12 protein-coding genes are annotated in these 13,820 nt (G+C 65.5%); 3 read left to right on the plus strand and 9 right to left on the minus strand.

The genetic code is table 11. The features are described 5' to 3' along the window. Nucleotides 1–55: 55 nt before the first annotated feature. Genes ABJ363_13360 through rsmD form a run of 3 tightly spaced genes read left to right on the plus strand, consistent with a single transcriptional unit; the run spans nucleotide 56 to nucleotide 2,119 of the window. Nucleotides 56–769, plus strand: coding sequence for a gamma-glutamyl-gamma-aminobutyrate hydrolase family protein (locus tag ABJ363_13360; GenBank protein ID MEP4379985.1), 714 nt, complete (start codon nucleotides 56–58; stop codon nucleotides 767–769). A gap of 43 nt (nucleotides 770–812) precedes the next feature. Next, nucleotides 813–1,544, plus strand: coding sequence for a pseudouridine synthase (locus ABJ363_13365; GenBank protein ID MEP4379986.1), 732 nt, complete (start codon nucleotides 813–815; stop codon nucleotides 1,542–1,544). Further along, nucleotides 1,541–2,119 (plus strand): 16S rRNA (guanine(966)-N(2))-methyltransferase RsmD, encoded by a 579-nt coding sequence (rsmD, locus tag ABJ363_13370; GenBank protein ID MEP4379987.1) that lies wholly within the window; start codon nucleotides 1,541–1,543, stop codon nucleotides 2,117–2,119. The genes ABJ363_13365 and rsmD overlap by 4 nt, the downstream gene beginning before the upstream one ends. Nucleotide 2,120: 1 nt before the next feature. Here rsmD and mutL read toward each other — a convergent pair whose 3' ends face one another. From mutL to ABJ363_13415, 9 genes are all read right to left on the minus strand, one after another. Next, a complete protein-coding gene (mutL, locus tag ABJ363_13375; GenBank protein ID MEP4379988.1) occupies nucleotides 2,121–3,965 on the minus strand; it encodes a DNA mismatch repair endonuclease MutL in 1,845 nt (614 codons plus the stop codon). Continuing rightward, on the minus strand, nucleotides 3,962–5,272 hold the full coding sequence (locus ABJ363_13380) for a glucose-6-phosphate isomerase (GenBank protein ID MEP4379989.1): 1,311 nt from the start codon (nucleotides 5,270–5,272) through the stop codon (nucleotides 3,962–3,964). The genes mutL and ABJ363_13380 overlap by 4 nt, the downstream gene beginning before the upstream one ends. Nucleotides 5,273–5,382: 110 nt before the next feature. Then, nucleotides 5,383–6,735, minus strand: coding sequence for a pitrilysin family protein (locus ABJ363_13385; GenBank protein ID MEP4379990.1), 1,353 nt, complete (start codon nucleotides 6,733–6,735; stop codon nucleotides 5,383–5,385). Further along, the gene (locus tag ABJ363_13390) at nucleotides 6,732–8,108 is read right to left on the minus strand and encodes a pitrilysin family protein (GenBank protein ID MEP4379991.1); all 1,377 of its coding nucleotides are present in this window, start codon (nucleotides 8,106–8,108) and stop codon (nucleotides 6,732–6,734) included. The genes ABJ363_13385 and ABJ363_13390 overlap by 4 nt, the downstream gene beginning before the upstream one ends. A 132-nt stretch (nucleotides 8,109–8,240) precedes the next feature. Beyond that, nucleotides 8,241–8,879 (minus strand): DUF3035 domain-containing protein, encoded by a 639-nt coding sequence (locus ABJ363_13395; protein ID MEP4379992.1) that lies wholly within the window; start codon nucleotides 8,877–8,879, stop codon nucleotides 8,241–8,243. Between the two features lie 58 nt (nucleotides 8,880–8,937). Then, nucleotides 8,938–9,405 (minus strand): signal peptidase II, encoded by a 468-nt coding sequence (gene lspA, locus ABJ363_13400; GenBank protein MEP4379993.1) that lies wholly within the window; start codon nucleotides 9,403–9,405, stop codon nucleotides 8,938–8,940. Nucleotides 9,406–9,417: 12 nt separating this feature from the next. Next, on the minus strand, nucleotides 9,418–12,258 hold the full coding sequence (gene ileS, locus ABJ363_13405) for an isoleucine--tRNA ligase (GenBank protein MEP4379994.1): 2,841 nt from the start codon (nucleotides 12,256–12,258) through the stop codon (nucleotides 9,418–9,420). Nucleotides 12,259–12,331: 73 nt separating this feature from the next. Then, nucleotides 12,332–13,309 (minus strand): bifunctional riboflavin kinase/FAD synthetase, encoded by a 978-nt coding sequence (locus ABJ363_13410; GenBank protein ID MEP4379995.1) that lies wholly within the window; start codon nucleotides 13,307–13,309, stop codon nucleotides 12,332–12,334. Nucleotides 13,310–13,399: 90 nt separating this feature from the next. Continuing rightward, on the minus strand, nucleotides 13,400–13,795 hold the full coding sequence (locus ABJ363_13415) for a MaoC family dehydratase (protein ID MEP4379996.1): 396 nt from the start codon (nucleotides 13,793–13,795) through the stop codon (nucleotides 13,400–13,402). Between the last annotated feature and the right edge of the window lie 25 nt (nucleotides 13,796–13,820).

The raw sequence follows: 13,820 nt of genomic DNA on the forward strand, positions 1-13,820 counted from the left end.
CGCGCCGGGGCGAGTGAAATTGCAACGACGCGCCACTGTTGCGTAGTGTGCGCGCATGTCCAAACCCGTGATCGGCATAACCCTCGATTCAGAGGAGCCGGGCAACTACTCGAACATGCCCTGGTACGCGCTGCGCCAGAACTACGCCGACGCCGTGGTGGCGGCAGGTGGCGTACCGCTGGCCCTGCCCCACGAGCCCGATCAGGCGGATGACTATCTCGATATTATCGACGGGCTGGTGATCACCGGCGGGGCATTCGACGTCGACCCGTCGATCTTCGGTGCGGGCGAACGCCACCCGACCGTGGTCACCAAGGATCGCCGTACGGCATTCGAGCTCGCCACCACCCGCGGCGCGCTGGCGCGTGATATGCCCCTGCTGGGGATCTGCGGCGGCCAGCAGCTCCTGCACGTCGCCCTGGGCGGCACACTGATCCAGCATATCCCCGATGAAATTCCCGAAGCTCTGGCCCACGAACAACCCAACCCGCGCGATGAGCCGGGACATAGTGTTTCGGTACTGCCCGGAACATTGCTGCACCGGATCGTCGGTGCCGATTCGCTCGAGGTGAACAGCGCCCACCATCAGGCCGTCAAGGATGCATCCGACCGCATTATCATCAACGCCGTCGCACCCGACGGGGTGATCGAGGGCATCGAGGCCATCGATACGCGATTCTGTCTGGGGGTTCAGTGGCATCCCGAGTACAACGTCTCGGCGGGTGACGGCGCGATCTTTCGAGCCTTCATAGACGCATGCGATCGCTAGATCGCAGACAATCCCCAATGGCAGTCATGTACGGCGGCAGAGCATGAATTCCGACGCACCAAAGGGCGAGCGAATCGCCAAGGTCATTGCACGGGCCGGCGTATCCTCGCGCCGCGAGGCCGAGCGTTGGATCAACGATGGCCGGGTCACACTCGATGGCAAGCCCGTCGATTCACCCGCGCTCAATGTCGCCATCGATGCCGACATCCGGATCGACGGCAAACCGCTGCCCGCCCGCGATGTGGCTCGCCTGTGGCGTTATCACAAACCCCAGGGCCGGCTGACGACCCACCGCGACCCCGAGGGCCGGCCGACAATTTTCGACGCGCTGCCACCCGAACTCGCCAACGCCAAGCCCGTGGGCCGTTTGGACATGAATTCGGAAGGCCTGCTGTTGCTGACCAATGACGGCGAGCTCGCGCGGCGCCTGGAACTGCCGTCGACCGGGTGGCTTCGCCAGTACCGCGTGCGGGTCTATGGCCGGATCGAGGACAAATCGCTGGCCCGGCTGGAACGCGGCGTGGAGATCGACGGCACGCATTTTCGTCCTGCCAAGGCCACGCTGGAAAGACAGGTGGGCAGCAATGCCTGGCTGACAATCAACATCCGCGAAGGCAAGAATCGCGAGGTGCGCCGGCTGATGGAACATCTGGGCTATACGGTGAACCGGCTGATCCGGACCGGCTACGGCCCCTTCCAGCTCGGCAAGCTGCCGCGCGGGCATGTCGAGGAAGTTTCCGCCAAGGTGATCGCGGAACAGGTGCCACGGGCGTGAGATCGCAGCCGGGAAGACTCCGTATTATCGGCGGCAGCCATCGCGGCCGGCGGATCGAAATCCCCCCCGGATCGGACGCACGGCCGACCGGGGACCGGGTCCGCGAGGCCCTGTTCAGCATTCTCACCAGCGGCATCGGTGATACGCCCGGCCTCCCGGACGCGCGCATACTCGATGCCTGTGCCGGCTCAGGCGCGCTGGGCATCGAGGCGCTGTCGCGTGGCGCGGCACGCGCCGTGTTCTTCGATACCGATCGCCCGGCCCGGGTCCAGATCGGCGCTAATCTCGACGCACTGGGGCTCGGCGACCGCGCCGATGTGCACCGGACAGGAGACGCCACCAAACCGCCGGCGGGCACCCCCTGCGATATCGTCTTTCTGGACCCGCCCTATGACAGCGACGTCGCGCAAACGGCCCCGGCCGCGCTCGCCGCAAGCGGGTGGATCGCACCGGGCGGGTTGATCGTCATCGAGACGCGGCGCGGCACGGAGATCGACTGCGGCCCCGGCTTCGAGATGGTCGACATGCGCAGCTACGGCGACACGTCGCTGCATTTTGTGATCTGGGAAGGCTAGTTCAGCGACGCCCGAACAGGCGCTCGATATCGGCCAGGTTCAGCTCGACATAGGTCGGGCGGCCATGATTGCACTGGCCCGCATGGGGGGTCACTTCCATCTCGCGCAGCAGCGCGTTCATTTCGTCGCGATTGAGCCGGCGTCCCGCGCGGACACTGCCGTGACAGGCCATGGTGCCGCAGACATCGTCGAGCCGCTCCTTGAGGGTATGCGCCGCGCCGATCTCCGACAGGTCATCCGCCAGGTCGCGAATCAACCCGGCCACATCCGACTGGCCCAGCAGCGCCGGCACCTCGCGAACGACGATCGCGCCCGTCCCGAACTTCTCCAGCACCAGACCAAGCTCGGCCAATTCTTCGGCGCGATCCGAGAGTCGTTCCGCCGCCGCCTCATCCAGGTCGATAACCTCGGGCAGCAGCAACCCCTGGCGCGTCACACCGCCATTTGCGAGCGCGGCCTTCATGCGTTCATAGACGAGCCGTTCATGGGCCGCGTGCTGATCCACAATCACCAGGCCGTTGCCGGTCTGGGACACGATATAGGTCTCATGGAGCTGGGCCTGCGCCGCACCCAGCGGGTAGTCCGCATCGGGGGATGCGACATCGGGTTCGAGTGCCGCCGAAGCAGGCGCCGATTCGAGCCCGGGAATCCCGGCCGCGTTCGCCGGATTCTGGGGGGCGAAGTATGCCGCGGCTGCTTCGGCCAATCCCTGCGGCACCCTGCCGCCACCATGCCCGCTCCCGAACCCGCGTCCCGCGCCATATCCCGTCGGCGGCAGCCCCGCCGCGCCGCCCGGACGAAAGGCGCCCAGCGCGGCATCGGCGACCGTTGTCGACGCCCTGTGCCCGGCCGCCGCCAGCGCGTGCCGCAACCCGCCCACGATCAACCCCCGAACCACACCGGGATCGCGAAACCTGACCTCGGCCTTCGCCGGGTGGACATTTACATCGACCAGCTCCGGGTCGATCTCCACGAACAGCGCCACCAGCGGATGGCGCCCGCGGGCGAGAAAATCCTGGTACGCACCGCGCACGGCACCGGTCAGCAACCGGTCGCGCACGGGTCGGCCATTCACGAAGAGATACTGGTGCTTGGTCGTGTTGCGATTGAGGGTCGGCAGGCCGGCATGGCCGGTCAGACGGACCGTCTCGCGCGCCGCATCGATCGGCAGAGCGTTGTCGGCGAAGTCCCGCCCCATCACATCCGACAGACGGCGCAGGAGCGCGCCCTCGCTGCCGCCGAGGTCTTCTGTCGCGGCGCTGGCGAAGCGTTCGCGTTCGCCGTCGCCAATCGTGAAACCGATCGCCGGATGGGCCATGGCGAGCCGCTGCACCGTATCGACGGCATGATCCATCTCCGTGCGCTCGGTTTTCAGGAATTTCAGCCGGGCGGGTGTCGCATAGAACAGATCCCGAACCTCGACCCGGGTGCCCGCCGTCAGGGGCGCCGGCTGCACCGCGTGGACACGACCGCCCTCCACGCGGATCTGCCAGCCATCGCCCCCCGCCACGCGCGACGCGATCGACAAACGGCTGACCGAGCCGATCGACGGCAGCGCCTCGCCGCGAAACCCGAGGGTCGCGATATGGGTCAGATCGTTGTCCGGCAGCTTCGATGTCGCGTGGCGCTCGACCGCGAGGCCGAGCTCGTCTGCCGTCATGCCGCCGCCGTCATCCGTGACCGCAATCAAGGTCCGGCCGCCATCGCGCAGCACCACATCGATGCGGCGTGCGCCGGCATCGATGGCGTTTTCGACCAGTTCCTTCACGGCCGAGGCCGGGCGTTCGATCACCTCACCCGCGGCGATCTGATTGACGATGGTTTCGGGCAGGCGCCGGATGGTCACGTCGCCCCTCCGGCGGCGCCCGCCGCGTCGGCGAGGCGCTGGCGCGCGCGTTCCTTGCCGTCGTCGACCGCCGGCTGATCGAAGGGATCGACCCCCATCATGAAGGATGCCGTTACCGTCTCGAGCATGAAATGGACCATCAGGGCACCCAGGGCAGCCTCGTCGACACGCCCGACCTCGATCCGCCGCACCGGGCGGCCATGGGCACCCAGGCTCTCGATCGTCGCCTCCTGTTCCGCCGCCAGCAGATCGCCTGTCGTCTGTCCGGCCAGATACGCGGCCCCGGCATGAGTCGCCAGTTCCGGCGACACGCGTTCTCCGCGGCCGGCCAATTGCTGGGTCACGATGGTGAACATCTTGTCCTTGGGGCCGTCGAGATAGAGCTGGAGCTGGCTGTGCTGATCGACCGCACCGAGCGCATCTATGGGTGTGGTCCCGTGGCCGTTCTTGCCCACGCTCTCGGCCCAGAGCTGGCGATACCAGCGTGCGAACGGCGCGAGCGCATCCGCGTAGGGCATCAGCACGCTCATGCGCGCGCCCTGGCTTTGCAGGAGCGCCAGCGAGACGGCCGCGCCAAGCGCAGCCGGCACATCGTCTATGGCCTCTCCCGCGAGGTTCAGGCCCAGCGCCTCGACCGCGCCGGCGCGGATCGCGGCGATATCCAGTCCCGCGAGCGCCGCGGGCAACAACCCGACAGCGCTGAGCGCGGAATACCGGCCCCCGATATCGACGGGATGGTCGATCACGGGCGCATCCCAGAGCGCGGCCAACCGGCGTATCGGGTTGTCCCCCGGTTCGGCGATGACGACGCCGTAATTCGCGACCGCATCGTCGCCGCGCGCTGCGATCAGGGTCGGCATCAGGGTCATCGCGAGCGCCAGCGTTTCCGCCGTGCCGCCGGACTTCGACACCATGACGAGGCCGGCACGGGACAGATCGACGCCGGCAACGAAGCGCGCCACGGTTCGGGGGTCGGGATTGTTCAGAAACCGGACATCGACCGGCGGGGTCAGGGCCAACGCACAAAGCGCCTCTGCGCCGAGGCTGGAGCCGCCCACGCCGATCACGGCCACGGTGTCACAATGGGTCGACAGCCGCGTCACCGCATCCCGGACAGCCGCGAGATCATCGGATTGCTGCGCGATCGAAACCGCCGGGAACCCGCCTTCGTTGATGTCGGCGCGCATCGCGCTCCAGACATCCCACGCCGCCGCGCGCGCCATTTCCAGCGCGTCGCCGGTCAGGCCGTCATCGCCGATCGAGCTGGCCAAGCAGCCGCTGACATTCTGAGTGTAGATTTCTGGCATTCGGGTTCCGTGTCCACGCCCGGACCGGCAGTCTGCGACCACCGCCGGACCGACGGCAATGCCGCATATTGTGGACAAATCGGGCGAGTCGGAGAACGCCCGACCTCCGGCTAACCCCCGTCGGTCACGGTCCGCGTCGCCGTGAGCCCCACGGGTTTGCCGACCACCACCACGGTGAGCGCGGCCGGGTCGAGAATCCGTTCCGCGACCCGACGGATATCATCGAGCTGGACGGCCTCTATCAAGTCATTGCGCCGATTGAGATAATCGATCCCCAGATCACGGAACTGCACCGCGACCAGGGTCCCGGCGATGGAGCCTGTATTGTCGAACCGCAATCCGAACGACCCGATCAGGTTGGCCTTCGCCCGGTCCAGCTCATCCTGGGAGATGGCAAATTCCTGCACATTTTCCCACTGTCCCCGGATCAGGTCGATCGATTGGGCCACGGCGCCATTCTCGGTTCCCGCACCACCCATCCAAAGTGCGGCATTCTCGAGCGGCAGCAGGTAACTGAACACAGAGTAGGCCAGCCCGCGCTTCTCGCGCACCTCGCCATAGAGCCGGGACGTGAAACTGCCGCCGCCCAGCACATGGTTCAGCACCAAAGCGGCGTAGTAATCGGGATCATCCCGCGCCACCCCGCGATGGCCGAACACGACCCGGCTTTGCGGATTGTCACGTTCGACGACGATCACCTCACCCGCACCGCCGGTCTCGGCCTGCGGTATCGTGAACGCCTCCGCACGCTCCGGCAATTCGCCGAAGGTTGTGTCGAGAAGGGTACCCAGTTCAGCCGCCGTCACGTCGCCCACCACGCCGACGATGAGCTCGCCGCGCGCCAGCCGGCGCGCCACGAACGTCCGCAGATCCGTCTCGGTGATCGCGCCGACGCTCTCAAGTGTCCCGGTGACCGGCCGGCTGTAGGGATGATCCCCGAAAACGGTCTCGCGGAATGTCTGCTGCGCGATCCGGTTGGGATTGTTCGCACCCGCCGCGAGTCCGGTGAGAATCTGGGCCCGGATGCGCGCCACGGCGGACGCATCGAAACGCGGGGCCGTCAGCGCCAACCGCAACAGGTCGAACGCTTCTTCGCGATTGCGGGTCAGGGTTTTCATGCGGCCCGAAAAACCGTCGAGCGAGGCGGAAAATGAAAGAGAGATCGACTGGTCCGCCAACCGGCCCTGGAAAACCTGCGAATCGAGCTCACCGGCGCCTTCGTCGAGCAACCCTGACACCATGTTGGCCAGTCCCGCCTTGCCGGCCGGGTCCGTCGCGGCACCTCCGGGAAACAGGAACCGAACCGAGACAATCGGCAACGAATGGTCTTCGACCAGCCAGGCTTCAATGCCGCCGGGGCTGATCACCCGCTGAATATCGAAGGCCTTGGCTGCGGCGGGTACCAGAACCAGGGCAAGCGCCAGCAGCGCCGCGCCGGGCGCGCGTTTCAGGGCGGGCATCATGTTCGGCTGTCTCCTTCGGCCGGCAGCAACACGCCGGTGGTGGACCGGTTCGCATTGAATACTTCGCGGGCAGCCGCATCGACCTGCTCCACCGTGACCGCACGAATCCGGTCGGGCCAGGCCTCGACATCGGTCACCGTCTGCCCCGAGGCCAGGGCCGCACCCAGAACACGCGCAGGACCCCGAACGCTGTCGCGCGCGAAGATCGCGCTGTCGATAAGGCGCTGCTTCGCCCGCTCGAGCTCATCGGCCGTGATGCCGTCCTTGACCAGGTTCGCAATCTGATTGTCCATGGCGTCGCGCACCGTGTCGACCGCTATGCCGGGCCGCGGGCTGAACCAGACACCGAATGTCGTGAGGTCGAGGTCACCGGGCGAGTACCAGGCCCCGGCGGACGCGGCCAGCGCCTGGTCGACAACAATCGACCGGTAAATCCGTCCCGTCGCGCCGCCGCCGATGATTTCCGCAAGCAGTTCGAGCGCATAGGCATGCTCGGTGTCGCCGGCGACATAGCTGGGGGCGAGATAGCGGCGCGACCAGGCGGGCTGATCCACCCTCGCATCGCGCATTACCACCTCGCGCGGCGCAAGCTGCGGCGGTTCAACAGGCCGAAAACGCGGCGGCAGGGATTTGGCTTCGATTTTGCCGTACGTCTCCTGTGCGAGCCGCAAGACTTCGGCCGGATCGACATCCCCGGATACAACCAGAACCGCGTTGTTGGGCGCATACCAGGTCTCGTAGAACGATTCGAGATCGGCGCGTGACAGACCCTCGATTTCATGCGCCCAGCCGATCACCGGCAAGCGGTAGGGATGGTTGAGATAGGTCGCCGCCGCAACCTGTTCGGACAGGAGCGAGCGGGGGTTGTTTTCGGTTCGCGACCGGCGTTCTTCAAGGATGACACGGCGTTCGGGCTCGATGATCTCATCGGTCAGAACCAACCCGGTCATGCGGTCCGCTTCCAGCTCCATCATCAGCCCGAGATGCCGGGGCGCGATGGTCTGGAAGTAGCCGGTATAGTCTTGCGATGTAAACGCGTTCTCGCGGCCGCCCAGATTGGCGATGATCTGGGAGAATTCACCCGGCGCGCGGGTCTCCGTCCCCTTGAACATCAGATGTTCGAGATAGTGGGCAATCCCGGACTTGCCAGCCGGCTCGTCCGCCGCGCCGACCTTGTACCAGACCATATGCGTGACAACCGGTGCGCGATGGTTTTCGATCACGACAATCTGCATGCCGTTGTCGAGCTCGAAGGTCGTCGGATTGAAGACCTGCGCGTGGGCCGCGCCCGCGAACGGCACCAGGAAAACCATCGGCAACAGCGCGCGCAACAGCGGGGCACGAAAGGCTCGCGAATACAGCTTCCACGTCATCAGTTCCGTCCTCATTCAAAGCGCCAATGTACCGACACCAGATATGGCGCAAGTTTGGTCACCTGCAACGTCGTATACCGGCAATGCAGTCACAATAGCGCGACATTTGGCGTAATTAGGGCGGCCCGGAGCCTAGAAGATGTCGAACAGGCTGTTCCGCGTACGCGATATGGTCGGCGTCTCGCCTTCGCTGGGCGGAACACCCAGCGCCTGGTTCTCCCGCAGCCGACGCGCCTCGGAGGCGGCATCCACCTCTTCATCCACCGGATCCTGCTTCAGGCCCAGCAGCTCGCGGACGAAGTTCTGGTTTTCATCCGCCAGAATCGAGCTTTCCCGGTCGATCTGCGAACGGACCAGCGGATCGGTTTCCAGCGCACCGGCGCGCGACAGGAAGGCAGATTCGCCCGTCGTCGCGCGCGCCACACCCTCGCGCGGCGCAGGCTGTGCAGCCGGCCCGTCATTACCGCGCGCAGCGCGCTCCTCGTCGTCGCCGCGGAATACCGCCTGGCGTGCCTGCTCACGGGCCGAAACGGTGGTCAGGTCCTCGGCGCCGGGGCGCGGCGGACGAAGGCGAAAATCGGGCGGCTGCGACAACGGTGCACGCGGGGCGACGGCGAACTCATCCGGCGCCGTGCGCTGGAGCCCGAGCACCCGCTTGGTCGAATCACCGCATGCGGCCAGCGTGAGAGCGGCAATCACCAGCAGAACGGTGCCGCGCGGCATGCGGACATTGCCGTCTGCGCGCGTGGGATTGTCAGTTTTGCCCGTCATATGCATCAAACCATTGCCTGGGTCTCAGTGCGGACCGTTACCGGTTTCAAACCTAGCACTATTTTAGCGAACGCGGAGATCCGAACAAGCCATCGTACAACAACAGCGCGGTCCCGAGCACAATCACCATATCGGCCAGGTTGAACGCCGGCCAGTGCCAGCCGAACCCGTGGATGTCGATAAAATCCACGACCGCACCGTAGACCACCCGGTCGATCACGTTGCTCAACGCACCACCGATGACCAGGAGAAGTGCGAATCGAATGACCCCCTGCCCCGCGCGCGCCAGCCAGATGAAGAGGAAGCCGACAATCACGAGCGCGAGTGCCACCAGAATCCAGCGGGACGTCTCGGCACCGCCCAGCAGCCCGAAACTGATGCCGCGGTTCCAGACCGGGACGAGATTGAAAAACGATGTGACCGGGATAATCGACGGCGGGTCGAAGACGAGACCCAGCATCACGCGTTTTGAAATTTGATCGACGGCGATCAGCACACCAACAAAGAGCAAGGCCCACCGCTGCATCAACGCCCCCGCCTACTCGGCGGCCTCCTGTCGCCCGTCGATCGCCGCCGCACAGCGGCCGCAAACATCCGGATGGGCATGCGCGCCCACATCGGGGAGGACCTGCCAGCAACGGGCACATTTCTCGCCCTCGGCGAGACCCGGTGACACACCGATCGCGTCCACCTCCGGCAAACGGAATGCCGCCGCCGGCACGTCGCCTTCGATCAGTGTCCCGCCCGAGGTGATTGAAATTTCCGCCAGATCGAGCCCCGCCATGGCGGCAACGGTTTCCGCGTCGGCATAAACTGTCGGTGCGGCCTGCAGGCTCGAGCCGATGCGTTTCTCGGCGCGCTCGATCTCCAGCGCGCCGGTGACGACGCGGCGCAGGGTCCGGATTTTCTCCCATTTCGCAGCCAGCGCGTCATCGCGCCAGTCCGCCGGGACCTCCGGGAAAGTTCGCAAGTGCACCGATTCGGCATCGCCTTCGCCGCGGCGCGAAAGCCACGCCTCTTCCGCCGTGAAGCACAGGATCGGTGCCAGCCAGGCGGTCAGATGCGAGAACAGGGCGTCCAGCACCGTGCGCGCCGCCCGGCGGCGCAGGCTGTCCCCGGCATCGCAATAAAGTGCATCCTTGCGGATATCGAAGAAGAATGCCGAAAGCTCGACGGCACAGAAATTGTGCAGCGCCGTCCACTGGGTGTGAAATTCGAAACCGTCCGTCGTCTGGCGAACCAGCGCGTCCATCTCGTGGATGCGGTGAAGGACCCAGCGCTCCAGCTCGGGCATCTCGGCGCGGGGCACACGTTCGCTTTCGTCGAATCCGTCCAGGTTCCCCAGCAGGAACCGCAGCGTGTTGCGGATGCGCCGGTACAGATCGGCCTGATGCTTCAGGATTTCCGGCCCCAGCCGTAGATCTTCCGAATAGTCGGAACCGACAACCCAGACGCGCAGGATGTCCGCACCGAGGCTCTCGACCGTGTCCTGGGGTGAGACATCGGTGCCGCGGGATTTCGACATCTTGCGGCCGTCCTCGGCCATGACGAAGCCGTGGGTCAGCACCGCATCATAAGGTGCACGGCCCCGCGTGCCGCAGGATTCCAGCAACGACGAATGAAACCAGCCGCGATGTTGATCGGAGCCTTCGAGATACAGCGACGCCGGCCACTGCAGGTCATCGCGTTCCTCGAGCACAAAGGCGTGGGTCGAGCCCGAATCGAACCAGACATCGACGATATCGCGGACCTGTTCATAGTCATCGGCGTCGTATTCGTTTCTGAGAAACCGCGATGGGTCGCTCGCGAACCAGGCGTCGCCGCCTTCGGCCTCGAAGGCTTCGGCGATACGGTCAAACACCGCCTGATCACGCAACAATTCACCGGTCTGCTTGTGCACGAAGACCGGGATCGGCACACCCCATGCGCGCTGGCGCGAGATGCACCAGTCGGGCCGGCTCTCGATCATCGAGCGCAGCCGGGTCTGTCCGGCCGCCGGGACAAACCGGGTCTCGCCGATCGCGGTCAGGGCCTTGTCGCGCAGATCGTTCGTCTCCATGGAGATGAACCATTGGGACGTGTTGCGGAAGATCAGCGGCGCCTTCGAGCGCCATGAATGGGGATAAGAGTGCTCCAGCCGGCGCCGGCCCAGCAGCGCGTTCTCGCCTTCGAGAACGCTCATCACCGCACCGTTGGCCTCGCCTTCTTCGCCATCGGCAGTGAGGACGGCCATACCGGCAAACAGCGGCACATGGTCGAAATAGCAGCCGGCCGCGTCCACCATATCGGGGACGGGCAGGCCGTAGGCACGGCCCAGATGGAAATCGTCCTCGCCATGGCTCGGCGCGATGTGAACGAAACCGGTGCCCTGTTCGGTGGTGACGAAATCGGCCTCGTAGACGGGCACCTCATGGTCGAAGCCCTTGGCGGCAAGCGGATGGGCGCACACGCTGCCGATGATGGCAGCACCCTTGATGCGGGCAGTTTCCGCGCACGCCTCGATGCCCATTTCCTTGCACGCGGTCTCGCGCAGGGCATCGGCCATGACCAGTTCGTCGCCGACCTGAACGCGGCTCTTCTCGCTGACCTCGTGCACCGTGACGCGCACATACTCGAGATCGGCACCCACCGCGATTGCCCGGTTTCCCGGTATGGTCCAGGGGGTCGTCGTCCAGATCACGATCGCCGCGCCGTCGAGTGCCGGGTCCGCCGGCGACGTCACCGGAAAGCGCACATAGATCGACGGCGAGACATGGTCCTCATATTCGACCTCGGCATCCGCCAACGCGGTCTTCTCGACCACCGACCAGAGCACCGGACGGGCGCCGCGATACAGGCCGCCATTCATCGCGAATTTCGAAATCTCGCGGGCGATCTGGGCCTCGGCGGCGAACGCCATGGTCGTGTAGGGCTGGTCCCAATTGCCGATCACGCCGAGCCGCTGAAACTCCGCCGACTGGATGCCGACCCAGTTCTCGGCGAACTCGCGGCATTCCTTGCGGAACTCGAGGATCGGTACATCGTCCTTGTTCCGGCCCTCCGCGCGATACTGTTCCTCGATCTTCCACTCGATGGGCAGGCCATGACAGTCCCAGCCGGGGACGTAGTTGGAATCCTTGCCCATCATTTGCTGGGACCGGCTGATCACGTCCTTCAGGATCTTGTTGAGTGCATGACCGATATGCAGATGGCCGTTCGCGTAGGGCGGGCCGTCATGCAGGACGAATGGCGGGCGGCCGGCCGATGCGGCACGCTGGCGCGCGAACAGATCGAGCTCAGCCCAACGGGCGAGCAGCGCGGGTTCCTTCTTCGCCAACCCGGCGCGCATCGGAAATTCGGTCTTCGGAAGGAAGACGGTGTCCTTGTAATCAATGGCCATGTTTTGTTCCCAGGCGACCGGGCGGCTTATAGAGCGGCACACACGTGACGGCAACAGCCGGACATCCGGTGTTTTACATATCCTCGCCGATAAAATCACCCGCGCCGAGCGCGCGCGCCTGCAACAATTCGCGCGCCTGGCGTGAATCCTCGGCAATCTGCGTCTTCAGGGCGTCGATTCCATCGAATTTCTGCTCCGCCCGCAGAAAGTCCACGAAGGCCACGCGCAGATAACGCCCGTAGATATCCGCGTCGAAATCGAACAGATGTGCTTCGAGGACCAGCGTCTCGCCATCGACCGTCGGCCGCACGCCGACATTCGCGACCCCGTCATACCAGCGGATCGTCTCCCCGTCGCGTACGCCACCCCGGATCGAATACACCCCGCGCGCCGGACGGATCGCCTCGCCCAGATCGACATTGGCCGTCGGAAAACCGATGGTGCGACCCAACTGGCGGCCCGTGCCGACCCGGCCCTCGACCTCCCAGAGATGCCCCAGCAACGCCGCCGCACGCTGCGGCTGCCCGTTGGTCAGATATTTCCGGATCAATGTGGACGAATAGACCTCATTCACCTCGTCCCGGGCCGGCTCGACGCAGGTCACGTCGAAGCCCAACTCGCGACCGCGGGCCGCGAGCAGATCGAAGTCGCCGTCCCGGCCCGCGCCGTATTTGAAATTGTAGCCGACGACGACATGGGCCGGCGCGATGCCGCGATGCAGCAGTTCGGTGAGGAAATTCTCTGCTGTGCGCCGGGACAGGGCCGTGTTGAAGCGCAGGGCGAACAGCAAATCGACCCCGAGAACCTGCAGCTCACGAACCTTGATGCGAAATGGCGTCAGGCGAAACGGCGTATCGACCCGACCAAAAAAGGCACGCGGATGCGGCTCGAATGTCAGGACACCGAATTGCCGCGACTGGGTGCGCGCGATGTCGCGCGCGGTCGCGATCACCTGTTGGTGGCCGCGATGCAACCCGTCGAAATTGCCGATGGCGACAACCGCGCCCTTGGCAGTATCCGGCAGGTCGCCCACATGTCTGAAAATCCGCATGGGCGGGATTTACGCGCCGACCGGGCGTCGATCAAGCCCGACCGCGCGCAGTGCGCGCGCGTGACGGGGTCACCGCCCGGTCAAAGCGGCTCAGGCGCCGTTCTTGTTCCGGCGCGGCACCAGCACTTCCGCCTCGCCCGAGATCACGACCGTGTCCCCGACCGTGCACACGGTTTCCAGCGTGACCCGACCCTTCGCCGGGTTGAGATCGATCACGGTTGCCCGCGCCGTGACGGTGTCACCGGGACGGACCGGCGCCTTGAATTTGAGGGACTGGCTGATATAGACGCAGCCCGGTCCCGGCAGGCGGGTTCCCACGACGGTAGAAATGAAGCTCGAACACAGCATGCCGTGGGCGATGGTGCCCTCGAACATCGTCCGTCCAGCATATTCCTCGTTCAGGTGCATCGGATTGGTATCGCCCGAAATTCCCGCGAACATGACCAGATCGGCGGGACCGATCGTGCGCGCATAGGCGGCGGTCATGCCCGGCTCCAGGTCCTCGAAAAAG

The organism is Alphaproteobacteria bacterium, assembly GCA_039980135.1.
Lineage (GTDB): Bacteria > Pseudomonadota > Alphaproteobacteria > UBA6615 > UBA6615 > UBA8079.